At 42.1% G+C, this 25,008-nt stretch carries 22 protein-coding genes; 14 read left to right on the top strand and 8 right to left on the bottom strand.

The annotated features are described in order from the left end of the window. Positions 1–929: 929 nt before the first annotated feature. The 3 genes from Q0064_RS05055 to Q0064_RS05045 form a co-directional block, all read right to left on the bottom strand. Positions 930–1,307, bottom strand: coding sequence for a GxxExxY protein (locus Q0064_RS05055; RefSeq protein ID WP_298145233.1), 378 nt, complete (start codon positions 1,305–1,307; stop codon positions 930–932). Positions 1,308–1,748: 441 nt separating this feature from the next. After that, the gene (locus Q0064_RS05050) at positions 1,749–2,315 is read right to left on the bottom strand and encodes a 5-formyltetrahydrofolate cyclo-ligase (RefSeq protein ID WP_298145231.1); all 567 of its coding nucleotides are present in this window, start codon (positions 2,313–2,315) and stop codon (positions 1,749–1,751) included. Then, positions 2,299–3,324: a succinylglutamate desuccinylase/aspartoacylase family protein gene (locus tag Q0064_RS05045; RefSeq protein WP_298145227.1), complete on the bottom strand. Its 1,026-nt coding sequence runs from the start codon at positions 3,322–3,324 to the stop codon at positions 2,299–2,301. The genes Q0064_RS05050 and Q0064_RS05045 overlap by 17 nt, the downstream gene beginning before the upstream one ends. Before the next feature lie 64 nt (positions 3,325–3,388). On the opposite strand from Q0064_RS05045, the gene uvrC reads away from it, so the two are divergent. The 8 genes from uvrC to Q0064_RS05005 all read left to right on the top strand — a co-directional run bounded on the left by uvrC (position 3,389) and on the right by Q0064_RS05005 (position 14,805). Beyond that, on the top strand, positions 3,389–5,197 hold the full coding sequence (gene uvrC / locus Q0064_RS05040) for an excinuclease ABC subunit UvrC (RefSeq protein ID WP_298145224.1): 1,809 nt from the start codon (positions 3,389–3,391) through the stop codon (positions 5,195–5,197). Next, complete coding sequence (locus Q0064_RS05035) at positions 5,194–7,398, top strand: patatin-like phospholipase family protein (protein WP_298145220.1); 2,205 nt, start codon at positions 5,194–5,196, stop codon at positions 7,396–7,398. The genes uvrC and Q0064_RS05035 overlap by 4 nt, the downstream gene beginning before the upstream one ends. A gap of 102 nt (positions 7,399–7,500) precedes the next feature. After that, the gene (locus tag Q0064_RS05030) at positions 7,501–8,985 is read left to right on the top strand and encodes an amino acid permease (RefSeq protein ID WP_298145217.1); all 1,485 of its coding nucleotides are present in this window, start codon (positions 7,501–7,503) and stop codon (positions 8,983–8,985) included. 167 nt (positions 8,986–9,152) lie between these two features. Beyond that, positions 9,153–10,310, top strand: a complete 1,158-nt coding sequence (locus Q0064_RS05025; protein WP_298145214.1) for a homogentisate 1,2-dioxygenase — start codon at positions 9,153–9,155, stop codon at positions 10,308–10,310. A 122-nt stretch (positions 10,311–10,432) separates the two neighbouring features. Continuing rightward, positions 10,433–11,593 carry a 4-hydroxyphenylpyruvate dioxygenase gene (gene hppD / locus Q0064_RS05020; RefSeq protein ID WP_298145211.1) on the top strand — a complete coding sequence of 387 codons (1,161 nt, stop codon included), beginning with the start codon at positions 10,433–10,435 and terminating at the stop codon, positions 11,591–11,593. Between the two features lie 271 nt (positions 11,594–11,864). Then, positions 11,865–12,644: a DUF3108 domain-containing protein gene (locus tag Q0064_RS05015; RefSeq protein ID WP_298145208.1), complete on the top strand. Its 780-nt coding sequence runs from the start codon at positions 11,865–11,867 to the stop codon at positions 12,642–12,644. Continuing rightward, positions 12,641–13,570, top strand: a complete 930-nt coding sequence (locus Q0064_RS05010) for a tryptophan 2,3-dioxygenase family protein (RefSeq protein WP_298145206.1) — start codon at positions 12,641–12,643, stop codon at positions 13,568–13,570. The genes Q0064_RS05015 and Q0064_RS05010 overlap by 4 nt, the downstream gene beginning before the upstream one ends. After that, positions 13,567–14,805, top strand: coding sequence for a peptidoglycan DD-metalloendopeptidase family protein (locus Q0064_RS05005; protein WP_298145203.1), 1,239 nt, complete (start codon positions 13,567–13,569; stop codon positions 14,803–14,805). Before Q0064_RS05010 ends, Q0064_RS05005 begins: the two co-directional genes overlap by 4 nt. On the opposite strand, the gene Q0064_RS05000 is transcribed toward Q0064_RS05005, so the two are convergent. Beyond that, positions 14,795–15,238, bottom strand: coding sequence for a hypothetical protein (locus Q0064_RS05000; protein ID WP_298145201.1), 444 nt, complete (start codon positions 15,236–15,238; stop codon positions 14,795–14,797). The two genes, Q0064_RS05005 and Q0064_RS05000, sit on opposite strands and share 11 nt — an antisense overlap. 77 nt (positions 15,239–15,315) lie before the next feature. Here Q0064_RS05000 and pgi point away from each other — a divergent pair, with 77 nt between their 5' ends. From pgi to Q0064_RS04980, 4 genes are read left to right on the top strand one after another with little or no spacing between them, the layout of a single operon-like run. Continuing rightward, positions 15,316–16,959 carry a glucose-6-phosphate isomerase gene (gene pgi, locus Q0064_RS04995; RefSeq protein WP_298145198.1) on the top strand — a complete coding sequence of 548 codons (1,644 nt, stop codon included), beginning with the start codon at positions 15,316–15,318 and terminating at the stop codon, positions 16,957–16,959. Positions 16,960–17,016: 57 nt separating this feature from the next. Beyond that, the gene (locus Q0064_RS04990) at positions 17,017–17,439 is read left to right on the top strand and encodes a hypothetical protein (RefSeq protein WP_298145195.1); all 423 of its coding nucleotides are present in this window, start codon (positions 17,017–17,019) and stop codon (positions 17,437–17,439) included. Positions 17,440–17,466: 27 nt separating this feature from the next. Continuing rightward, positions 17,467–17,934, top strand: a complete 468-nt coding sequence (locus Q0064_RS04985; protein WP_298145192.1) for a septal ring lytic transglycosylase RlpA family protein — start codon at positions 17,467–17,469, stop codon at positions 17,932–17,934. Further along, the gene (locus Q0064_RS04980) at positions 17,934–18,311 is read left to right on the top strand and encodes a septal ring lytic transglycosylase RlpA family protein (RefSeq protein WP_298145189.1); all 378 of its coding nucleotides are present in this window, start codon (positions 17,934–17,936) and stop codon (positions 18,309–18,311) included. Before Q0064_RS04985 ends, Q0064_RS04980 begins: the two co-directional genes overlap by 1 nt. Positions 18,312–18,326: 15 nt before the next feature. Here Q0064_RS04980 and Q0064_RS04975 read toward each other — a convergent pair whose 3' ends face one another. Then, positions 18,327–18,794, bottom strand: a complete 468-nt coding sequence (locus tag Q0064_RS04975) for a CYTH domain-containing protein (protein ID WP_298145186.1) — start codon at positions 18,792–18,794, stop codon at positions 18,327–18,329. Between the two features lie 248 nt (positions 18,795–19,042). On the opposite strand from Q0064_RS04975, the gene Q0064_RS04970 reads away from it, so the two are divergent. Both Q0064_RS04970 and Q0064_RS04965 read left to right on the top strand, forming a co-directional pair. Continuing rightward, positions 19,043–19,510 carry a hypothetical protein gene (locus tag Q0064_RS04970; RefSeq protein ID WP_298145184.1) on the top strand — a complete coding sequence of 156 codons (468 nt, stop codon included), beginning with the start codon at positions 19,043–19,045 and terminating at the stop codon, positions 19,508–19,510. Next, a complete protein-coding gene (locus Q0064_RS04965) occupies positions 19,507–20,622 on the top strand; it encodes a hypothetical protein (RefSeq protein WP_298145180.1) in 1,116 nt (371 codons plus the stop codon). Before Q0064_RS04970 ends, Q0064_RS04965 begins: the two co-directional genes overlap by 4 nt. A 4-nt stretch (positions 20,623–20,626) precedes the next feature. On the opposite strand, the gene Q0064_RS04960 is transcribed toward Q0064_RS04965, so the two are convergent. The 3 genes from Q0064_RS04960 to bglX form a co-directional block, all read right to left on the bottom strand. Then, a complete protein-coding gene (locus tag Q0064_RS04960) occupies positions 20,627–20,884 on the bottom strand; it encodes a hypothetical protein (RefSeq protein ID WP_298145177.1) in 258 nt (85 codons plus the stop codon). 1,071 nt (positions 20,885–21,955) lie between these two features. Further along, on the bottom strand, positions 21,956–22,714 hold the full coding sequence (locus Q0064_RS04955) for a glycoside hydrolase family 16 protein (protein WP_298145174.1): 759 nt from the start codon (positions 22,712–22,714) through the stop codon (positions 21,956–21,958). After that, complete coding sequence (gene bglX, locus Q0064_RS04950; protein WP_298145171.1) at positions 22,714–25,005, bottom strand: beta-glucosidase BglX; 2,292 nt, start codon at positions 25,003–25,005, stop codon at positions 22,714–22,716. The genes Q0064_RS04955 and bglX overlap by 1 nt, the downstream gene beginning before the upstream one ends. Between the last annotated feature and the right edge of the window lie 3 nt (positions 25,006–25,008).

The raw sequence follows: 25,008 nt of genomic DNA, 5'->3' as shown, positions 1-25,008 counted from the left end.
TTGAAAACATAGCGGATTGTTTAGTTAACTATTTGTAAATAAGCACTATAAATATACTAAATAGTTCGCTATTTCAATCAAAAAAGCTGTCTTTTTTATATCGAACTCACGTTAAAGTATGTAAAGAAAGTTGCGCTTTTGCAGAAAGTCCTTTTTAACCGCAAAGAACGCAGAGTTTTACGCAAAGGACGCAAAGAAAGCTGCGCTTTTAGAGAAAGTCGTTTTCAATAAAAAAGAGCGCAGGATTTAAGTAAAGGACTCAAAGAAAGTTGCGCTTTTGCAAAAGGTTCTTTTCAACCGCAAAGGACGCAAGGAAAACTGAGCTTTTGCAAAAGGTCCTTTTTAACCGCAAAGGACGCAGAGTTTTACGCAAAGGACGCAAGGAAAGCTGCGCTTTTAGAGAAAGTCGTTTTCAATAAAAAAGAGCGCAGGATTTAAGTAAAGGACGCAAAGAAAGCTGCGCTTTTGCAAAAGGTTCTTTTCAACCGCAAAGGATGCAGAGTTTTGCGCAAAGGACGCAAAGAAAGCTGCGCTTTTAAAGAAAGTCGTTTTCAATAAAAAAGAGCGCAGGATTTAAGTAAAGGACTCAAAGAAAGTTGCGCTTTTGCAGAAAGTCCTTTTTAACCGCAAAGGACGCAGAGTTTTAAGTAAAGGACGCAAGGAAAACTGAGCTTTTGCAGAAAGTCGTTTTCAATAAAAAAGAGCGCAGAGTTTTACGCAAAGGACGGAAAGAAAGCTGCGCTTTTGGAGCGCTTTGTCTCGGAATAAAAATATTAATAGGTTAAATTCAAAACAGTACCGATTCAAAAACGGTTAACAACAAAGACGTGGTTTGATCTAAAAAATTCTTTTTAAAAGCTTTGCGTGCTTTGCGACTTCTTTGCGTACTTTGCGGTAAAATAACTATGTGTTGATTAAAAAGCTCTAATTTAAATTCCATTTGCTACTCTTCGTATGCCGTACTTTAAAAGCGACACGTTGAAATTAATTAGCAGACCCAACTTATAGTTACCCAGCTTCATATATGTTAAGGTTTGAGCTAAATGAACAACGTTGATTGCCTCAACACTTTTTATTTCGATTACTACTTTATTTTCTACCAACAAATCAATTCTGTAGCCACAATCCAATTTTACATCTTCGAAGATTAACGGCATTGGTTTTTCTTTTTCAACAGCTAATCCGGCAGTTTTAATTTTATAATTTAAGCATTCCTTATACGCACTTTCGAGCAAACCCGGTCCAATAGCCGCATGTACTTCTATGGCTAGTCCAATTATTTTATTCGCAATTTCGTTTTCCGTCATTTTCTTTAAATAACAATTTGTTTATCAGTATTTTAGAATGAGGGTGCTTTGATTTTTTGGTTGAATCTGGTATTAAAATTACTTAAAAAATGTCAATTACAGACTTCCAGAGAAAACCAACCTTTCCTACTTTCACCTTAATTTAGGTCAAAAGTTCTATTTGGATTAGAATCGCAACTTATAAAATCCATTTACTGCCTTATTTAATCGGTTTTTGCCAAAAATCGTCAATCTAAGACAGTTATTCATAGACGTTTTTCCGTGCGAGCGATTGCAATGGAAATAAACCGCAGGGAAAGCGCTGGCGGTTGGTGTAAAACGGCGACCTAAGAAGCCCGTTTTATACCTTACCAAAAGCCGCTTGAACAAGGTTTATTGGAATGAAAAGCGCGACTTGCCTGCTTGGGATCTGGCTCGGACGGGCAAGGCGCACCCAAAAAATTAAAATCGATAAAACTGATTCGGACTTAATAATCCGCTTAGTTTAACATCGTGCGCTTCGGCGGAAATGACTTCCTGCAACGGTTCGAAAAATGAAAGTCCGATTGCTTGAACATTTGGTTTGCATTGGCGAAGGAAAACATCGTAAAAGCCTTTGCCGTAACCCACGCGGTTGCCTTCCTTATCGCAACAAAGCAGCGGCACAACTACCAAATCGATTTCGGAAACTGCAATTGGTTTGGCATCAATTGGTTCTGGAATACCCCAATTGTTTTGGCGAAATTGGGTATCGGGAAAAATTTCGACGTGCTGCATCTCCGATGTGTTTTCTACCACGATTCCGGTTGCGCAACGTTTACCTGAAAACCACAAATACTCGCGCAACAACTGTGTATCAGGCTCGTTCCATTTGGCAATTGGCGTATATAAATGAACTACTCGTGTTTGTGAAAAATCGATTTTTTGAAACTGCTCGAAAATCTGCTGATTTGCCGTTTCGATCTCAACATACGTAAGAGCCAAACGCTTTTTCTTGTACAACGCGCGAAGACTATTCTTGTCCATCATTTTTATAGAATTGTGATTCGACCGCAGCCGACTTCTCGATAGACAGATGGTACAGCGCATCGCCTTCGTAAACAATCGAACCTAAGTTGGCATTGATTACGTAGCCGTGATGCGGCGCTTTGATGGCTTGCACGAATTTGCCAAACGGATCGGTTATTTCGCACAAGACGGTACCTTTTTGCACGAACTTTCCTAAAAATCCGCGGTCGTGACAAAAACCCGATGCTTTTGCGCGCACCCAGCCCGAGCGTTCCAAAATCGTTGCTTCAGACGCAATGGGTACGTCTTTATCTTTTCGCATTTGCCAAAAATTCAGCAAACGAATAACGCCGTTAACGCCGCAGTGGACAATTTGCGGATTGATATCTAACGACATCCCGCCTTCGAACAGCAGCATAGGAACTTTTGCCTTCTCGGCAGCAGTTCGAAACGAACCGGATATGTTTTTAGAATACAATATAAACGGAGCGGCGAACACTTGTGCCAATTCGAGCAGTTGCGGATCGCCGGGAACGATTCGAATTTGTGCAGCATTAAATCGCTTGGCGCCACCTGCGTGGAAATCGACTGCAAAATCGACGACCGGCAAAACTTCTTTGAGAATGTAATAGGCAAAACGGCCGGCCATCGAACCTTTTTTACTTCCGGGAAATACGCGGTTGAGGTCGCGACCGTCGGGAAACTCGCGCGATTGATTGACAAATCCGAAAATATTGATTACCGGAATACAGATGATGGTTCCGGCATCGGGCTTATTTAGTTTTCGCACAATAAGCTGCCGAACAATTTCTACACCATTGATTTCATCGCCGTGAATTCCGGCCGAAAACAAGACGGTTGGCCCTGGTTTCTTACTTCTAGAAACAATAACAGGTATTTTAAGTTTGGTTGCCGTGGGCAGGCGTGCCAGCTCGAGATACAGTGTTTTCGACTGTCCGGGTAATATTTCTTCGCCTAAAAGCGTTAGTTTTTTCTGGTTTTTTGACATATGCGTTGTTAAAAGTAGCATATTTTTCAAAGTCATTACCAAAATTAGAAGGTTCGCTGTAACTTTACACTAGATCTTTTAGAAAATGTCTGAGCCGTCTGTTCAACTTCAAATACAAACTCTACCCGACAATCCAGGGGTCTATCAATACTACGATAAAGAGGGCAAAATACTATATGTTGGCAAAGCAAAGAACTTGAAGAAACGCGTTTCATCGTACTTCAATAAAGTGCACGACAATGCACGAACAAACGTATTGGTGCGCAAAATTGCTACCATTAAACACATTGTAGTTGAAACCGAAAACGATGCGTTGTTATTGGAAAACAACCTCATCAAAAAACACCAGCCGCGATATAATGTAATGCTTCGCGACGATAAGTCGTATCCGTGGATTTGCATCAAAAAAGAACCGTTTCCGCGTATTTTTCCCACACGGCGCATGATTAAAGACGGTTCGGAATACTACGGCCCGTACACCAATTTTAAAATTGTGCACACCTTATTGGATATGATTAAAGAATTGTATCCGCTGCGTACCTGCAATTACGATTTGTCGGAAAAGAACATCGAATCGCATAAATTCAAGGTTTGTTTGGAATATCATATTGGCAATTGCAAAGGTCCGTGTGAAGGAAACGAAACCCGCGAACACTACGAAAAGCAAGTAGAAGCTATTCGGCAATTGTTGAAAGGGAATTTCAAGCACAGCTTACGCGAATTTAAAACGCAAATGCAGCAATACGCCCAGGACTTGGAGTTTGAATTGGCGCAACGAATGAAAGTGAAAATCGAAGCTTTGGAAAAGTACCAGGCGTACTCGACTGTTGCCAATCCGAAAATCACGAATGTCGACGTTTTTTCGATTGTTTCCGACGAAAGTGCGGCGTATATCAACTATTTGCAAATCATGCACGGCGCGATCATTCGTTCGCATACGCTTGAAATCAAGAAGAAACTCGCCGAAACGGATGCCGAACTTTTGGAGTTGGCCATTGTAGAAATTCAAGAGCGCTTTTCCTTGCAGTTTCGCGAAGTAATAGTGCCATTTTCAATTGATTTAGGCGAGCGTATTCGCGTAACAGTTCCGCAATTGGGCGATAAAAAACAGCTGCTGGAATTATCGGAACGCAACGCCAAATACTACCGCATTGAACAATTGAAGCAGTTGCAAATTGTTGATCCCGACCGACATACGAATCGGATTATGGCACAGATGCAAAAAGACTTGCGTTTGCCTGTGGAGCCGCGCCATATCGAGTGTTTCGATAACTCAAACATTCAAGGAACGAATCCGGTTTCGGCTTGTGTGGTTTTTAAAGACGGGAAACCAAGCAAGAAAGACTACCGCCATTTTAATGTAAAAACCGTTGAAGGTCCGAACGATTTTGCATCGATGGAAGAAGTAGTTTACCGCCGCTACAAACGCCTACTTGAAGAAAACGAGCCCTTGCCTAATTTGGTAATTATTGACGGTGGAAAAGGACAATTGGGAGCGGCTATAAAGAGTTTCGACGCTTTGGGCATACGCGGCCAAGTGGCTATAATTGGAATTGCGAAACGTTTGGAAGAATTGTTTTATCCGAACGATCCGATACCGCTGTATCTCGACAAAAAGTCGGAAACTCTAAAAATCATTCAGCATTTACGCAACGAAGCCCACCGTTTTGGAATTACGTTCCATAGAGACAAGCGCAGTAAAACGGCACTGGTTTCGGCAATCGAAGAAATTCCGGGCATCGGCGAAAAAACGATGACTTCTCTAATCAAGAAGTTTAAGTCGGTTAAGCGTTTAAAAGAAGCTTCGGAAGCTGATATTGCCGAGGTAGTTGGTGCTTCGAAAGCAAAAAAAATCATCAAACATTATCAATCAATCGAACAAAAATCAACATGAAAAAAATTCTCCTCTTGTTATGTTTGCTATCACTTGCTTCTGCGACAGCGCAAGAACAACCGGTTCCGCGAAAAAAAATTGGTCTGGTTTTAAGTGGCGGTGGCGCTAAGGGCTTTGCGCACATTGGCGTTTTAAAGGTTTTGGAAGAGGCGGGCGTAAAAGTAGATTACATTGGAGGAACAAGCATGGGTGCGGTTATTGGTGGCTTGTATGCATCGGGTTACAACGCGACGCAAATCGATTCGATTTTTAGGTCGACGAATTTTGACGAATTGTTACAAGATTATATTCCTCGACGTTCGAAAACCTATTTTGAACGACGTAACGACGAAATGTACGCGCTTACTTTACCTTTCAATAAATTTAAAATTGGGATTCCCACTGCTTTATCAAAAGGCATGTACAACTACAATTTACTTTCGCGCTTGACGGCAAATGTTAGGCACATCAAAAAATTCTCCGACTTGCCGATTCCGTTTATATGTATTGCAACCGATATAGAAACTGGTCAGCAAGTAATTATGAAAGACGGTTCCTTACCACAGGCAATGCTTGCTAGTAGCTCGTTTCCGAGTTTGTTTGCTCCTGTGGAACGCAACGGGCGCTTGTTGATTGACGGAGGTGTGGTGAATAACTATCCCATTCAAGAAGTTCGCAACATGGGAGCTGATTTTATCATTGGTGTTGACGTTCAAGACGGATTAAAAGACCGCAATGCATTGCGCGATGCAACACGTATCTTGGTGCAAATCTCCAATATGGGAATGTTGGAACGCATGAAAGAAAAAGCCGAACAAACAGATGTTTACATAAAACCTGATGTGTCGGGATATACCGTTATTTCGTTCGACGATGGTGCTGCAATTATTCGAGCTGGAGAAGAAGCAGCGTTTACGGTTTATGAAAAAATTAAAGCTTTAGGCGATACCTTATATAATCATAAAAAAGAACTCAAAGCAGCTCCAGACTCTTTGTTTATTGGCAGAATTCAGACCGGTAAACTTAAAAACTACACCCGTGCTTACGTTCTAGGTAAGCTAAAGATTAAACCCGACACGCAAGTTACTTACGATCAGATTCGAACAGGAATTAACAACCTAAATGCTACTCAAAACTTTAGTGGCATTTCTTACGAATTTGAAGATAATGGCGATCGCGACGATTTGATTTTGCAACTAGTTGAAAATCCGAATAGAACTTTTTTTAAAATTGGTGCACATTACGACGGTCTTTTTAAAAGCGCGGTACTTCTAAATGTTACCAATAAAAAAACGCTTTTTAAAAACGATGTCCTTTCAGTTGATGCCATGCTGGGAGACCAGTTACGATACAATTTAGACTATTACATCGATAACGGTTTTTATTGGAGTTACGGATTTAGGAGTCGATTCAATTCGTTTAATCGAAACGCAAAGACCGACTTCAACGATGGGCGTATCTTAGAATTGCTGGGGGTTTCTTCTCTCAATCTCGATGTGGAAAATTGGCAGAATCAGATATATGTTCAAACATTATTTCTAGAACGGCTCATGCTGGGTGGTGGGCTCGAACATCAGAATATTCGAATCAAGTCGGAAACTTTAGAAGATACGGCGCCACTTTTCGAGCAAAGCAATTACTACAGCGTTTTTAGTTACTTAAAATTCGACAGTTTTGATAATCGGTATTTTCCAAAGTCGGGCTGGATGTTTGGTGCAGATGTTCAACACTTGTTTTACTCGACGAATTACACACAAGAATTCGAACCATTTTCGTTAGCTAAAGGACACGTGGCCTTTGCAACGAAGTTTTTTCCACGAACAACTTTAAAGCTTGAATCTGATGCTGGTTTTGCTATTGGTGAACGAACAATAGATTTCTTTAACTTCACTTTCGGCGGATATGGATTTACCGAGATTTTGAACATCAAACCATTTTACGGATATAATTTTGTGAGTCTGAGTGCCGACAGTTACATCAGAGCTGCTGGTACTTTCGATTACGAATTTTACCGCAAGCACCACATCAACCTTGCGGCTAATTTTATGAATTTAGGAAATCGATTGTTTCAGACTTCTGATTGGATATCAAGACCCCGACTTTCAGGTTATGCAATAGGTTACGGCCTCGAAACCATAATCGGACCCGCCGAAATCAAGTATTCTTGGTCGCCGGAAACCGGTAATGGTTTCACTTGGTTCAGCATCGGATTTGTATTTTGATTTGTACTGAGGCATTTTACTCAGCGCAATAAGATGAATTGTTCGACATATCCGTAAAAAAGATATATTTGGCATCTATTAATACGTCACAAAACAATTTTTATGTCAATTTGGAGAGTTAAACCTGTTTCGGCCTTTGAAGCCGATATGAAGAAAAACGACCTCAAGCGCGTGCTAACAAAATGGGGACTTACCTCACTGGGAATAGGCGCAATTATCGGAGGTGGTATTTTCACCTTGACCGGAATTGCTGCCCACGATTATGCCGGACCAGCACTTGCCCTTTCATTTGTTATTGCAGGAATTGGTTGTTTATTCGCTTCATTGTGTTACGCCGAATTTGCGTCGGTTTTGCCTGTTGAAGGAAGTGCTTATGCCTACGCTTACGGTACTGTCGGGGAAATCTTCGCTTGGTTTATCGGATGGAACCTCATTCTAGAATACATGATGGGTGCTACCACAGTAGCGGTGGCGTGGAGTGGATACTTTGTAAAACTACTTCATTTGTTTGGTATCGATTTTCCAATTTGGTTGTGCAACGATTATGCAACTGCCGTAGCTAAAGTCGCTGAACACAACGCAGAAAATCCGAGTAATCTGATTGCCGAACCTAGTTTTGCATTCAATTTACCTGCATTTTTAATTACTTGGGTTGTAACGTATATCTTGGTAAAAGGCATCAAAGAAGCTGCTAAAACCAACAACATTATCGTGATAATAAAAGTAGCGGTTGTTCTTTTCGTAATCATTTGTGGTGCTTTCTACATAGAACCTGCGAATTGGGATCCTTTCATTCCAACTGAAACAACAACATTAATCGATGGTGTCGAAAAAGTAAGCTTCGGATTTGGTGGCGTACTTACCGCCGCAACTATCGTTTTCTTCGCATATATCGGATTCGACGCCGTATCTACACAAGCTGGAGAAGCTATCAATCCGAAAAAAGACGTTCCGTTCGCCATAGTTGCATCTTTACTTATTTGTACCGTATTGTACATTCTAGTTTCCCTAGTTTTAACAGGAATGGTGAAATACGACCAACTCGATAAAGCGGCACCAGTAGCTTCTGCATTTAGCGAAAACGGTATCACCTGGGCGGTATTTATCATTACCCTCGCTGCAACTGCCGGATTAACAAGCGTAATGTTGGTAATGATGCTCGGGCAGACCCGTATTTTCTTAGGAATGGCTAAAGATGGCCTGTTGCCAAACTTCTTCAAAACGCTTCACCCGATTTTCAAAACACCACACAAATCAACCATTTTAGTTGGTTTAATCATATCTGTAACAGCAGCGCTAACACCAATTAACAAAGTAAGCGAAATGTGCTCTATGGGAACTCTTCTTGCTTTTGCCATGGTTTGTGTTGCCGTAATGATTTTACGCGTTAAAAAACCAGAATTAGAACGCCCATACAAAACTCCTTTTGTTTACCTAGTAGGCACATTAGGCGTTGCTTTCAACTTATTTCTAATGTACTTCGTGCGTCCAGAAACCTGGATCGCCTTCATCATTTGGGGAACAATCGGAATATTGGTTTACTTCGCTTACGGCAAACGAAAATCAAACCTCAACCAAATTGAATAAAAACTTAAGAATCCGGGTCGTATTTCGCCCGGATTTTTTTTAGATATTTGTATTGATGAATCAATGGCTTTGTTTACCGATTTTACTCAAATTCCTGATTAAGCGAAATCCGGAATGATGTTTTTTTTCTGTTCGTTACTTATTTACAGAATTAAAATTTCATCACTATGCCTATTTATCACAAACTCGGAACTTTTCCACAAAAACGCCACGTAACTTTCGAGAAACCTACTGGCGGCTACTACTACGAACAATTGTTCGGAACCGAAGGATTTCACGGACATTCCTCCCTACTCTATCACATTCACAGACCAACGCAAGTAAAGGAAATCCTGAAATCATACGATGTCCAACCTAAAATCGCCATCGAAAAAAACATCAAATCGCTCTTGCTTAAAGGTTTCGACCTGAAACCAACCGCCGATTTCCTCGAGAGCCGAAAAGCCATGCTCCTCAACAGAGATTGCATCATCGGACTTGCCGCTCCGCAAGAATCACTTACCTCATACTTCTACAAAAATGCCGACGCCGATGAAATGATTTTCATCCACAAAGGAAAAGGCACTTTACGCACCATGATGGGAAATATCCCTTTTGAATACGGCGATTACCTCATCATTCCGAGAGGCATGATTTACCAAATACAATTCGACACCACCGACAATCGCTTGTTCTATGTCGAATCGTACACACCTTTCTACACTCCGAAACGCTATAAAAACGAGTCGGGACAACACCTTGAGCACAGTCCGTTTTGCGAACGCGACTTCAAACTCCCAACCGAGCTTGAATCGTACGATCAAAAAGGCGATTTCATCGTGAAAATCAAAAAAGAAGGCATGATGCACGAATTGGTTTACGCCACTCATCCCTTTGATGTAGTTGGCTGGGACGGCTACAATTTTCCGTACGCCTTCAGCATTCACAACTTCGAACCAATTACCGGACGCGTACACCAACCGCCACCAGTACACCAAACTTTCGAAACTGCAACTTTTGTGGTTTGCTCGTTTTGCCCGCGTTTGTACGACTACCATCCGCAAGCCATTCCCGCACCTTACAACCACAGTAACATCGACTCGGATGAAGTTTTGTATTACGTGGATGGCGACTTTATGAGCCGAAATAATATCGAACAAGGACACATTACCTTGCACCCGAAAGGAATTCCGCACGGACCCGCACCAGGCGCTATGGAACGCAGCATCGGACAAACCGAAACCGCCGAATTAGCAGTAATGGTTGATACTTTCAGGCCATTAATGGTTACCGAAGAAGCTATGGGAATAGACGACGGAAAGTATTATAAAAGTTGGGTTGATTAGGAGCTAATCCGGCTTTCCGCTATTATCTTTTTGGGCAACAGCCCGCTATAATTAAAAATTTCGCCTTAGCCCAAAAAGGATAGCCGCTGCAATCCGGGCTAGGGCACCAAAACCGAATAAACATGAGTAAAGAAATTAAATCCGTAGAATACGGACTCGAAAAAATATTTGAAGGCGCACAAGACTTTTTACCTCTTCTTGGTACCGATTACGTGGAACTTTATGTAGGAAATGCAAAACAAGCTGCGCACTACTACAAAACTGCTTTCGGATACCAATCGTTGGCATATGCGGGCTTAGAAACCGGCGTCAAAGACCGAGCGTCGTACGTGCTTAAACAAGACAAAATTAGATTGGTGTTAACAACGCCACTCACCGCCGATTCTCCCATAAACGATCACCTACGTAAGCACGGCGACGGTGTGAAGGTCGTGGCTCTTTGGGTGGATGATGCCACTTCAGCATACAACGAAACAACAAAACGAGGTGCAAAACCCTTTATGGAACCCACCGTTGAAGAAGACGAATTCGGAACTGTAATTCGCTCCGGAATTTATACTTACGGCGAAACCGTTCACATTTTCGTGGAGCGCAAGAACTACAAAGGTATTTTCTTGCCCGGTTATCAAACCTGGGAATCCGATTACAAACCAGAGTCAACCGGCCTAAAATACATCGATCACATGGTTGGAAACGTGGGCTGGGGCGAAATGAACACTTGGGTTAAATGGTACGAAGACGTCATGGGATTCGTGAATTTCCTTTCGTTCGACGACAAGCAAATCAATACCGAATACAGTGCTTTGATGAGTAAAGTAATGTCGAATGGCAACGGACGCATCAAATTCCCAATCAACGAACCAGCCGAAGGCAAAAAACGTTCGCAAATCGAAGAATATTTAGACTTTTACGGAGGTCCCGGCGTACAACACATTGCCATCGCTACCGACGATATCATTTCCACGGTAAGCGAATTGAGAAAACGCGGCGTCGAATTCTTATCGCCACCGCCAAAAGCTTACTACGAAGCTATACCAGAACGTTTAGGCGAGCATATGAATGTGATGAAAGAAGACATCAACACGCTGGAAAGCTTGGCCATTATGATCGATGCCGACGAAGAAGGATATCTTCTGCAAATATTCACAAAACCAGTTCAAGACCGTCCGACTCTATTTTTTGAAATCATTCAAAGAATGGGTGCAAGAGGATTTGGTGCAGGAAATTTTAAAGCACTGTTTGAATCCATTGAGCGTGAACAAGCTAAAAGAGGAACGCTGTAACTTTAACAAATTCTTAAAAAAACAAGGTTTTTAGATTGATTTATTGTCAATTATTTGTTAAACCTCCAAAATGTTTTGGTTATGGCGAACCGCACCGTATCTTTGTACCTGAAAACGATGGGGTGGTTCCCGGAGTTTTATATAAATTTCATAATTTATAGTTTTGGTTGGTTAATAGCATTAAAACTCAGTCTCTTTGGCTGGGTTTTTTTGTTTTAGTAAGTTTGGAATAACTTTTGTAAAGTTTTGCTTCAAAACTAAACAGACGATTATGAAAAAAGTGATTGCTTTACTTGTACTACTCGCACTAACGAGCTTTAAAGGCCAACCCGACGGAGCATTTGAAACGGGCGAGTATTTCAAATTCCACGTTCATTACGGCTTTGTAACTGCTGGCTATGCAACTTTAGAAGTAAAAGATGCCGTTATCAACAATAAAAAAGTATATCACGCTGTTGGCAAAGGTTATACAACAGGATTATCGAAATTGTTCTTTAAAGTAGAAGATAATTACGAAACCTACATGGATAAAGTAACCGGAAATCCGTATCAATTTGTGCGTAAAATTGACGAAGGTGGTTACAAAAAAGATCAAGAAGGCTTCTTCAATCGCAACACAGATAAAGTACTGGTAAAGGATTATCGTAAAAAAACAGAAAAAACATTTGCTGTTCCTGAAAACGCACAAGATATTCTATCGACGTTCTATTATTTGCGAAACCATCCATCAATAAATCGCCTAAAAGTGGGCGAATACATAGCTATCGATATGTTCTTCGACGACGAAACCACGAAATTTAAGCTGAAATTTATGGGTCGGGAAGATATTAAGACTAAATTTGGCACGATTCCAACCATGATCTTCCGACCGTTCGTTCAAGCCGGTCGTGTATTTAAAGAACAAGAAAGCTTAACTGTCTGGATTTCAGACGATGCCAATAAAATTCCCGTTCGGATCAAAGCAAGCTTGGCAGTGGGTTCTTTAAAAGCAGATTTGGAAGGGTATAGAGGACTTAAACATCCTTTTAAAGTTAAAGTTAAAGCTGAATGAACCAAACAGATACCGACCCACTACACAAAAGCATAGAAGACCGCTTTGAAGCACTCGGACTTAAACCCGAAATGCATCTCGAAGGTTTACTCTACTCCAAGCCTTTAACCTACTGGGATTACATTCAAACCGACGCCTTACTTTCCCTGCAAACTCAACGCACCTCGCTACCCGACGAGATGGTTTTTATCATGTATCATCAAGTTAATGAGTTGCTGTTCAAAATGATTCTCTGGGAAATAGATCAGCTCGCTGCCGCAGAATCGCTTACCACTTCGTTTTTTACCGAACGTCTGATGCGAATCAGCCGCTATTTCGATATGCTCACCACGTCATTTACCATCATGGGCGATGGCATGGAAGTTAGCCAATACATGAAATTCAGAAACACGCTCGCACCAGCAAGTGGTTTCCAAAGTGCACAATACCGCATTATTGAATTCGGATCTACCGACTTAATCAATCTAATCGACGACCGTTTTCGCGTTTCCATAAACCGAAACACACCTTACGAACACGCACTCGAACATTTGTATTGGCAAGCTGCAGGTAAAGATTATTCCACAAATAAAAAGTCGTATTTAATTCAAGAATTCGAGAGAAAGTACAAATCGCTATTTCTTGAAAAAATGGAATACTATAACCAACGAAACATCTGGAAACGTTTCACACTTCTGCCTGAAGAAGATCGCAAAAATCCGGAACTAATCGCAGCTATGCGCCATTACGACTCCACCGTAAACATCAAATGGACTATGGGGCACTTGCGAACCGCAATGAAATACATCGACAGCGGGCAAGGACGAACCGAAGCCACAGGCGGTAGTGATTGGAAAAAATACATGCACCCAAAACATCAACGTCGTATTTTCTTCCCCGAATTGTGGTCGGCAGAAGAATTAGAAAACTGGGGAGTTGGCGCATGAAATTCAAATTCGTAATATGGTTATCCGCACTTTTTGCGGCACTACTCGTGTCTTGTAAAGACGAGGTATCTGCCAAAAAAGCAGCACCCAAACCTGAAAAACCCATTTTCGATTACGGGTTTAAACTCAACGATTACAACATCACCCGCGACACCTTAAAACCGGGAGATAACTTTGGCTCTATTCTCGAAAAAGAAAATATTGGCACGTTGAAAATCCACGAAATCGTCGAAAAAATTAAAGACTCCTTCGATATTCGGAAAATCCGTTTCGGAAAAACATACACCATTCTCCGCACAAAAGACAGTACTAAAAAAGTACGAGCTTTGATTTACGAACCCGACCCATCTGAATATTTTGTAGTCCACTTCGGTGATTCGGTTTACGCCGAACGTAAAAAACGTCCAGTTACCATCAAACGCCGTACAATTGCCGCAGAATTAAACGGTTCTCTGTCTGAAATGCTTGCCAAAGAAAAGGTGAATCCCGCACTGGCAACCGAAATTTCGCAAGTATATGCCTGGTCGATCGACTTCTTTAAACTTCAAAAAGGCGACCGTTTTGCCATAACCTTCAAAGAACGCTACATCAACGATTCCATCTACGACGGTGTGGCTTCACTCGACGCTGCGTTTTTCGAATACAAAGGAAAATTAATTTATGCCTTTCCGTTTAAGCGCGATTCCCTTTCCACGAAAGTGGAGTACTACGACGAAGAAGGAAAACCGCTCAAAAACATGTTCTTAAAAGCGCCGTTAAAGTTCATTAACATAACAAGCCGATTCGCGAAAAGTAGGTTTCACCCCGTTCAATTAACCTGGAAAGCACATAAAGGTACCGATTACGCTGCGCCTCACGGAACTCCGATTATGTCGACAGCAGCTGGAGTTGTAGAAAAAACGGGATATACTGCCGGTAACGGTAACTTTGTAAAAGTACGTCACAACCGAACGTACAGTACGCAGTATCTGCACATGTCGAAGATATTAGTTCGTCGCGGACAATCTGTCTCGCAAGGTCAGATTATCGGAAAGGTAGGAAGTACGGGCTTGGCCACAGGACCGCACGTGTGTTACCGCTTTTGGGTTAACAATGTTCAAGTCGATCCGCTTCGCTTACGACTACCCAACGCAGAACCAATGGATAAAAAATACCGCGAACGTTTCCTAAAAACCATCGCACCACTAAAACGCGAACTCGACAGCGTTGCTAAAGTTAAAATCGCTACTCGATAAGAAGCGTTGGAGAACAAGCCGCCTGATCGACACGCTCGCATTGCCAAGTATTGTTGTCGATTTTAACCTTCAAAGTTTGTTCGGTTTCAATAAAAACTACGGTAGATAACGGCATGTCTTTACCCGCGATTGATAAATTTCCACCGACATTTTTAAGTGGGGCATAAACTTTAATTTTACGGTCTTTACTCAGAGCTGTGAGCACGTAAAAAGTTTTGTTTACAGTTGGGTCTAATCCAGATTCGATTTCAAAATGAACCAATTCTGCAAATCGATTTTGGTTTGTTAATGCTAACTCCCACGCTTTTTTCAAGGGCGTTAAATCTGCCGAAATACGGTGTTGGGCGCGCTGGATAAATCCAATTTTCTGTCCGAAGCTGTTCGTTACGAACAACAACAGCACCAAAACGATAAACAGTTGTTTAAATTTCATAAATCACTCGTTAAAGCTGCGAATTTAAAATCTTTTATAGATGTTAATATTCTAAATTTGCGACAAAATTTTTTAAAATGGCACTTCATAAAGTTAATCCATTAACTACGCAAGCTTGGTCGAACCTTCAAAATCATTTCAACGAAGGAAATACGCACAATATCAAAGGATTATTTGAATCCGATGCCGATCGCGCTGCCAAGTTTCGCATTCACTGGAAAGAATTTTTAGTTGATTATTCTAAAAATCGAATCACGCTCGAAACCATGACTTTGCTACTCGACTTAGCTAAATCGTGCAAACTTTCCGATGCAATTAAATCGTATTTCAATGGAGAGGCCATCAATGAAACCGAAAATAGAGCCGTATTACACACGGCGTTGCGAAGCATAGACAAGAAGCCCGTTCTTCTAAATGGTGTGGATATCCTTCCTGAAATTCAACAAGTAAAAGATCAAATGGCTCGTTTCTGCCAATCGATTATTTCTGGCGAAGCGCGCGGATACACCGGAAAAACCTTTACAGACGTAGTTAATATCGGTATTGGAGGTTCCGACCTTGGGCCGGCAATGGTTGTCGATGCACTCGCGTACTACAAAAACCACCTAAACACGCATTTTATCTCTAACGTTGATGGAGATCATGTGCAGGAAGTGCTCAAAAAACTAAATCCAGAAACCACACTTTTTGTAATAGTTTCAAAAACATTTACCACGCAGGAAACACTCGCAAATGCAACCACAGCACAAAATTGGTTCTTAAACCACGGCACAGCTGCGGATATTGCTAAACATTTCGTAGCGGTTTCCACCAACATCGAAAAAGTAACGGCATTCGGAATTTCCTCCGAAAACATCTTCCCCATGTGGGACTGGGTTGGTGGCCGATTCTCCTTGTGGAGTGCTGTCGGACTTACCATTGCACTTGCCGTTGGTTTCGATAATTTCGGAGAGTTGCTAACGGGCGCGGGCGAAATGGACAAACATTTCCGCGACAGCGATTTCCATGAAAACATTCCCGTTGTACTAGCCTTGTTAACCGTTTGGTACAACAACTTTTACGGCGCCGAATCCGAAGCGCTGATTCCGTACACCCAATACTTGCAAAAATTAGCGCCATATTTACAGCAAGGAATCATGGAAAGTAACGGAAAAAGCGTTGATCGTTCCGGAAACCCAATCGACTATCAAACCGGAACCATCATTTGGGGCGAGCCGGGTACAAACTCGCAACACGCTTTCTTTCAATTGTTGCATCAAGGAACGAAACTCATTCCAACAGACTTTATCGGCTTCGTTAAATCCTGTCACGGTCTGCAAGATCACCACGATAAACTCATGTCGAATTTCTTTGCACAAACCGAAGCACTACTGAATGGGAAAACGGCTGAAACGGTTCAAGACGAATTCGATCAAGCGCAAATGAATCCAGAAAAGGCGGCGTTCTTAAAGCCTTTCAAAGTGTTTTCAGGCAACCGCCCTACCAATACCATTCTCATCGACCAACTTACGCCACATGCGCTAGGTGCCTTAATAGCCCTTTACGAACACAAAATTTTTGTTCAAGGCGTGATTTGGAACATCTTCAGCTACGACCAATGGGGCGTTGAATTAGGGAAGCAACTCGCCAATTCAATTCTAGACGAATTCGACGGAAAATCATCGAAAAAACACGACGGATCGACAGCTTCGCTCGTTTCATACTACCTCGACAAAAGGTAAACTTAGGTTTTAAGCGACATTTTCTATATATTTACCCTTATAAACATCGAAACAACTATGTATAATTTTTTGCAAAACGCACATTCTGGTTGGGCTTACATCGTCCTTATTGTTTTATTCTTCACCGTTTTAAACGCGGTTATGAGTACCGCAAACGCTAAAGCTTTTTCAGACAAAGACCGCAAATTAGCACTCTTTGCTTTAATTGCTTCACATGTGCAATTGCTTTTAGGATTAGTACTTTGGTTTGTTTCGCCAATCGGAAAAGCAGCACTTAGCCAAATGCAAGATGCCAGCTTACGATTAACAGCACTAGAACATCCGCTAACAAATATTATCGCTATTGTTTTGATTACCATAGGCTGGTCGAGACACAAAAAGATGACTGACAGTGGAGCTATCTTCAAAAATTTCTTGCTTTTCTACGGATTAGGTTTAGTGCTGATTTTAACAAGAATCCCTTGGCAACTTTGGTTTTAAAACCCTGCCTGCACTAACCTGTATTTTATGAAATTAAAACTAGTATACCTATTGCTCACCACGGCTGCTACACTATTTGCGATGGCTAGCTTCGACAAACCGGCTCCTAAGCCTAAAAAAGTCGTGACGCAAACTCGCGTACAACAAGACACGATCAAGAAAGCAGATTCACTTTCGAAAAAAGTGAAATACAAGTTGTTCAAGAAAAACGCACACGCTTCGTACTACGCCGATAAGTTTAACGGCCGACGAACCGCTAGTGGAAAACGATTCGACAACAACAAATACACGGCGGCACACCGAAAATTACCTTTCGGAACTAAACTACGCGTTACTAACGAGGTCAACAAAAAATCAGTTGTCGTGGTGGTTAACGACCGCGGACCTTTCACCCGCGGACGCGACATCGACCTATCCAAACGCGCATTCATGGATATCGCGTCCTCACGTTACGGCGGATCGCTTAAAGTAACCATCGAAGAAATAATCGAATAATGCGCAGCGCGCAATGGCTTCTATCTTGCAGTCTTGCTTTGCTGCTTTTTGGTTGTGGAGCTTCCAAAAGCAAACAAAACCTACTGAAATCACAAGCAGAAATTAGTTATTATGCCGATTCTTTCGAAGGAAAACGAACCGCTTCCGGCAGCACATTTCGCCAAAAAGAAAAAACCGCCGCACACCGCACACTCGCGTTCGGAACCAAACTTAAAGTAGTTAATACCAAAAACGGAAAATCGGTTGTGGTAACAATTACCGATCGCGGACCCGCTAAAAAAAGTCGCGAACTCGATTTGTCTAAAAGCGCGTTCCTAGAAATTGCCGAATCAACGTCTATCGGCATTCTTAAAGCCGACATTTACATTCTCAACTAAAAAACTGAGAAGAATTTACCAAGTATTAAACGGGTTTTCAGCAATAAAAGCATTGTAAAACCGTGCATCGCCGGTAACTTCTTCACCCAACCAATCGGGACGATCAAAAGGCTCATCGGCACGTTCCAACTCAATTTCTGCAATCACCAAACCAGTATTCGCACCTTCAAAAACATCTATTTCATAGGTGTGTTTTCCCGCATGAATTAAATGCCGAACCTTATAAATTGGCTCCGGAAGGCAAAGTTTCAAAAGCTCCAGCGCATCGTCTACCGGAATTTCCTTTTCCCACTCGTACCTACTCGATCCATCGCCTGACGAACTGCCTTTAATGGTCAGAAATCCTTTGTCATCTTTGGTTCGAACGCGCACAGTACGCGCCGGATCGGTACTTAAATAACCCTGCGAAATACGATACGAACGCTCCGCAAATTGCAAACAATCTAAGTGAGTAACTCGAAATTTTCGTTCTATTTCAATCATTTTTTTAGTTGGGCGTTGCGCCGCCGACGTTTCGTTGATACAATAAAATAAGTAACTGCGGCGCCGGGTGCTCTGCTTTAGTCCTCGCTGCTCCGCTATGGCTCCGCAGCTGTGGGCTACCGCTGCCGCCCCCTAACGCGGGCAATCGTTACCGAAAATTAGTGCAAAAATTACGGTTTTTCCGTAATCGCAACTGCAAAAAAGCCATTAACTTTACCCGAATATAAGCCAATTTAATTTTATACGCCATGAAAACACCTGCTCTTGCAAGGATTCTCTTGCTCTTTTTCTCAATTCTTTACCATTATAGCTCTGCACAAGATTCCGGAGTGCCCGTAAACGTAAGTTTTGGTCGTTATGCCAGTGAAAACGGCGGATGTTTGGGCGGTCGCGGTATTTGCAGCTTTTCGGCAGCTACAATTGCAACAAAAAACGCTGTGCTGTACGAACTCGAAAACGGCACCATTCGACTCGTAATTGACCTTGAAACCCTTCCCGATATCGAGAAACAAAGCATTTACAGGCAAATCAACTTGTTTACAAAAGATGTAAATCTGTTTGTTCAAGAAGAAAAAATAACCGTTCCTGCGATTCTATTCGATAAAAACCGAAGCAGCAGCAGAGATTTGCTAGTACCCGCAGGTAACTATCCGATGCAATCTAGTAGCAGCAAGATTACCATCGATTTCAAACCCATTAGAACAACTGCGCCATGAAACCGCTGCTGTTTGCCGCCGCTCTATTTTACTTGCTTCCTGGAGCCGCAAACGAGCTTCATACAGCTGTTGCCGAACTCAATCTCACAGTCGAACAACGTTTGCAACAAAGTGCTTTCGAACTCAAAAGGATAAATTTAGAAATCGATTATATTTCGAGACAGCTCGTTGTGGAAACCAATAACCAAACGATTATTCAATACTTAAAAGCCAACGAATTATTGCGACTTAAAAAAAAGCGCTTGCTTGCCGAATTGCAATTCGATATTTCCAAAATACGCTATTTGAAAGGCGTTCAAATCATCCGTTTGTTGTACGAGAAAGTGCTGAGTCTCGACCATCATTTCGCGTCAGTACGAACCTTGGGCGAAATTCATAAAATATCGAATCCGACGCAGTACGCCGAGTATCAAAAACTACGCGATTACATCAGCTCGAAGCGCGACAAGAAAAACAATGTCGATTTGAGCACAGTTTTAGCAACTAATCCGTTGGTTTCTCTGGTAAATACCTTTACAAACATGATTAGTTCGAACCTCAACAAAGAGGAAAAAGAAAAGGAACTCGCCAACATCGAATGCATACTCGATTTTACGTTGCGCATGCAAAACGATTTAAACACGATTTATTTCGAAACGGCCTATTTAACTACATCGAATTCGCGTATTAAGCAAGAAATTGAAGTGCTTTTTAAAGACTACACCAAACCCGTAAACTACAGCGAAACACTCGAAAAATGTCGCGCCAACGACGACTGGGACACGCTAACCCAAAAAATGGAGGAATATCTCGGTAAGATGAAATCGGCGCAAGGAAGTGCACAATACAAAATGCAAGTAAACATCGAATTTCCGGTTGATCGACTGTTGCAATTCATCAATCAGTACAATGTCTTTATTGATCAGGGCGGCAAGTTTTACGAGAAGTTTCGGATTATCTTAAACAGTTACGAAAATGCCCAACGTTGCGAAACCAAATTGCCGTCGGAGTTTCAGAAAATGCGCGCCGATATTGATGTAGCGATCAACAAGTTTAATGTAGCCTACAAACCTGTAGAGATAAACGGCAGCAAAATGAAGGAAATCTTATACGGACTAAACGAATTTGAATAAGCGATTACACAGCGAAAAAACTATAAACTCCAATTAAAAACGTAATTGCCATGAAAAAGTAAAACACCTCTAATCTGATTTTATCGGCAGGCGTGTTTTGTTCGTTGTTTCTGATTTTATAAAAATAAAACAACAGCGTTCCAACAATAGCAGAAACTACAGCTATAATCGCACGGATCTCGATAGCTATAAAAGACTGCCTTAAAAACAGAATGAAACTCGCTAATATTAAAAGTACTGCTGCTATATGCTTTTGTTTCATAAATCATAATTTTCACAAAGTAAAAACAATTTCGTAAAACGTTTGTTTTCTGCTGTTCGAATTACTGATTTTTTTTCAAAATTGCATGCTTAAGATAATTGCTTTCCTATCCGCGATCGAAGAAAATGCCGAATGGGGCACAAGCGTGCTTTTGCGCTAAAGTAGTGGAAACATAAAAAAGCTTGAATTCGAATACCACTTTTATTCAGAATGTTTGAATGTAGGTAGTTACAAAAAAGTTCGTTGTACGATAATCTCAAATCGATTTTTCCGATCTTATCCTCATAACACTACTGCTTGAGCGCTTTAAACACAATACGCAGCTCGGATTTTGCACACCACGGAATGCTCTAGAAAGCATGTTTACTATGGCTATAATTGGTGTTTAACTGTAGTTTTGATGCGCTCCAGTGAATAGAGGTAACTTATCTTGCACAACTTTTCAGCGACTTATTCTTGACGAAGTACTTTTCTGCAAGAGCGGTTGACGCGGAAATATAGCTGTACAAAAAGCTTGCGTAGGCGGTGTTTTTGGGGCGATTTCATGAGCCAGAAAAACGCCAGCCGCAGCTGCTTTTTGTAAGCGGTATTGCTGCAAACCTGAGTTCGATTAAAAATCTTTGTCAGATCGCTTGAAATCAAATAGCAATGGAAAATAACAACTTGCACACTAAACAGATAAACGGCTGCCTACTTCGTTAGATTTTTTTGCGATACTACAGTATCCCAAAAAAATCTGCCTTGTAATCAACCATTTATCTGCTTTCTGACTGCAATTTTTAAATCGAACTCAGGCAGCAAAGACGCGACCTGCCGCTTCATTAGTTTCCACAGACAGCGGCAGGGCTTGCCCTAAAAAACAACAAAGTAAGTTCAATACAAAAATCTTGGTTACAGCACTTGTAGTGTATGCTTTAAAAGATCGAGGAAAAATTTTTAAAAGTTAGCGATTCCATTCGTCGGTTTCGTCGGTATACTTTTTTGAGATACCTCAGTATCGCAAAGAAAATACGCCTGTTACACCGTTTTAAAGATTCCTAACTTCAATTTCTACGTCGAACGCAAGTCAGATTATTGATATACCCGAATATAATCAATTTCGAATGTTTGTGGAAATGCCGTTTCATCGATGGTCGGACCGCCAAAATTGCCTCCGACAGCCACATTTAAAATGAAATAAAATGGCTGATTATAAGGCCAGGTATCTTCATTTTTAACAGCTGGGTTATACGTATACACGTGGTTTCCGTCGACGAAAAATGCAATCGATTCTTCGTTCCATTCAATAGCATATTCGTGAAAACCTTGATCGATTCCGGCAATTTTTGAAATTTTAGTATTGATGGTGTTTCCGTGGCTCGACTGTGTGTGCAGAGAAGTAAACACTTCGCCGGGAGCGCGTCCGACGTACTCCAAAATATCAATCTCTCCACATTTGGGCCAGCCCACTTGTTTAATGTTTGCACCCAACATCCAGAAAGCAGGCCAAGTTCCAATGGCTGTAGGCACTTTTGCGCGCGCTTCCATACGGCCGTACTTGAACTCCTTTTTAGAAGCCGTTGTAATTCGGGTCGAGTAAAATTTGTCGTCTTTCTTGGTTACGTTTATCACAAGTTTTCCGTCGCGCAGTTCGTGGTTGTCGCGGGTGTACAACTGTTTTTCGTTATTTCCCCAGCCGCAGATGTTCGGGCAGCCGTCGCCAAGCTCGAAATTCCAAACTTTTTCGTTTAGTGTCTTGCCGTTAAATTCTTCCGACCAAACTAATTTTCGCTTTTGCGCGAAGCTCGACAGGCTGCACGCGAGAATCAAGATTGCAATTTTAGTTTTCATTATTCTACGGTTAAAACTTTAAACGAATTGGTTTGTGCATTTGTGCCGATATAAATTTTAAAAGTGCCGTCTTCGGTTTCCCATTTGCGGTTTGCGGAAAAGAATTCAAGCATTTTTTTGTCGATGGTAAACGTTACCGATTTGGTTTCGCCAGCAGCTAGCGTAACCAATTCAAAACCTTTAAGTTCTTTAACGGGGCGCGTTCCGGTTGCTACTTCGTCTTGGATGTACAGTTGTACGACTTCAGTTCCGCTTACTTTTCCCGTATTTGTAAGATCGATACTGGCAGTAATTTTTTGCGAATCGGTCAATTTGGCGCTGCTTAAGCGGAGGTTGTTGTACGAGAACGTGGTGTAACTGAGTCCGTATCCAAAAGGAAATTGCGGCGTATTGGGAACATCGCCGTAATGCGACCAGAATACGCTGTTGGGTTCATTAGCAGCCGGACGTCCGGTGCTTTTAGCGTTGTAATACAAAGGCAGTTGTCCGACCGATCGCGGGAAGCTCATCGGAAGTTTTCCTTGCGGGTTAAAATCGCCGAACAAGATTTGTGCAATGGCATTTCCGCTTTGCGTACCCAAATGCCAAGCTTCCACTATTGCTGGAATATTTTCGGCTGCCCAAGGAATGGTTAGAGGACGTCCGTTTTGCAATACCAGCACAATGCTTTTGTTTACTGCGAAAACAGCTTCTAGTAATTCTTGTTGAACTCCGGGCAATCCAAGTTCGGAACGGCTGCGTCCTTCTCCCGATTGCAGGCCATGTTCGCCGAGCATCATTACTACAATATCGGCATTTTTGGCGGTTTCGATTGCTGCTGCAAATCCGCTTTTATCGGTCGTATTGATGGTGAGTTCCGAAACGAATTTGGTTTCGCCAAGCGCAACATCAGCCCCTTTTGCGTATGTAATTTGGGCGTTGGGATAGTTTTTCAAGCCTTCGAGTAACGAAACGGCGGTATTGTCGCTGGCACCTATTCTCCAGCTTCCGAGCGGACTGGTTTTATCTGCTGCAAGTGCGCCAATCACTGCAATTCTTTTCCCTGATTTTGGTAAGGGAAGTAAATTTTGTTCGTTCTTAAGCAATACGACCGATTTCAGAGCCATGTCTAAAGCGATTATCTGCAAGGGTTCCGAGAAGGTTACTTCTTTCTCACGCTTGGCATCGCAGTATTTGTATGGATCGTCGAACAAGCCAAGTTCGAATTTCAGTTTTAAAACACGTCGTACGGCATCGTTTAAGTTTTCTTCGGAAACCTTACCGGATCTAACCAAATCTTCGAGATGATTCACGTAGGCGTAGGATTCCATATCGATATCGTTTCCGGCATTTAAGGCTATTTCGGCGGCATGAGATAAGTTTGAGGCGTATCCGTGTGGAATCATTTCCATAATCGAGCCCCAATCGGAAACCACGGCGCCTGAGAAATTCCAACGATTCTTAAGAACGTCGCGTTGCAAATACGAACTTGCTGTTGCGGGCACTCCGTTCAGGTCGTTAAAGGCATTCATAAAGGTTCGAACGCCGGCATCGACAGAAGCTTTGAATGGGGGAAAGAGTACGTTTTCGAGTGTAGCTTCGCTCACATCAACGCTGTTATAATCGCGTCCGGCTTCGGCAAAACCGTAGCCCACAAAGTGTTTGGCGCAGGCGAGTATGGTGTTATTTGCGGCGAGATCGGTTCCTTGAAAACCTTTGATGCGCGCAACGGCAATTTGACTTCCGAGATACGGATCTTCGCCGGATCCTTCCATGACTCTGCCCCACCGCGCGTCTCTGGAAACGTCGACCATCGGAGCGAACGTCCAGTTGATTCCGGCAGCTGAGGCTTCTTCCGCGGCCATTCGTGCCGATTTTTCAATGGTTCTCAGATCCCAACTAGCAGCTTCGGCCAGCGGAATGGGGGAAATAGTTTTAAAGCCGTGAATGACATCGAATCCAAAAATAAGAGGAATTTTCAAACGGGAATTGTCCATCACTATTTTTTGGATGTTGCGAACTTGTTCGGCGCCGGTAATGTTTAGAACTGAACCTACAAGTCCTTTTTTTAGATGTTCTAATTTCTCGGCTGCTTGCCCAGATTTGGGTTCTGGACCTGTTACGTCGTAAAAGCCGTTGTACTGATTGAGCTGTCCACCTTTTTCTTGGAGCGTCATCAGTTTCAAAACTGAATCAACTTTTATATCTATTGCACTTTTCGCTGCGGTTGGCGTTGTTCCCACAGGAGCTGTACTACTGCAGGCCATGCCCAAGGCAAGAGAAAGGCAAATGACGGATTTTACTATTTTCATTTT

Origin of the sequence: Flavobacterium sp. (genome assembly GCF_027490375.1) — a bacterium.
Taxonomy (GTDB): domain Bacteria; phylum Bacteroidota; class Bacteroidia; order Flavobacteriales; family Flavobacteriaceae; genus Flavobacterium.
The sequence above is the reverse complement of the archived record's forward strand: the minus strand, read 5'-3'. Positions and strand labels throughout refer to the sequence as shown.